The organism is Acidisphaera rubrifaciens HS-AP3 (assembly GCF_000964365.1).
Lineage (GTDB): Bacteria > Pseudomonadota > Alphaproteobacteria > Acetobacterales > Acetobacteraceae > Acidisphaera > Acidisphaera rubrifaciens.
In genome coordinates this window covers 1-404 of the sequence record NZ_BANB01001011.1, presented here as the reverse complement: position 1 = coordinate 404, position 404 = coordinate 1, and the positions used below count along the sequence as shown (strand labels likewise).

Here is a 404-nt window from a genome sequence, read left to right as displayed (position 1 = left end):
CCGGGTCATAGGCGGGCCATCGGGGGCAGGCCATCACGTCTGACGGCCCGGCCGGCGCCTTAGGCGGCGCGGCGGCGGATGATGCGGGCGCGGACGGCCTCGACCAACAGGCCGGAGCGCACGAGCGGGCGCGTGGGCGCCGCCACCTCCTCCGGGTCGTCGCCTTCGAGCAGCGACGGGGCATGCGTCTCGACCGCGAGTCCCTCGGCCAGCAGCGCGTCGGGCATGGCGAACTTCACCGTGAAATAGACGATGTCGCGCTGCGCCACCTGGCGCACGGCATGCCCGTCGACCAGGGCGCGCAGCGGGATCAGCACCCCGTCCGCGAGCACGGCATGGTCGGGGCCGAGCAGCAGGTCGCGGCGCGGCATGTCGGGGCCGAAGGCGCCGGCGCGCACCCGCAC

General features: G+C 75.5%; 1 protein-coding gene. It reads right to left on the bottom strand.

Annotated features, from left to right (window positions below):
• Positions 1-59: 59 nt before the first annotated feature.
• Positions 60-404, bottom strand: a 345-nt coding sequence (locus B8460_RS19755) for a Hint domain-containing protein (protein ID WP_199445702.1), incomplete at its 5' end; no start/stop codon positions are given.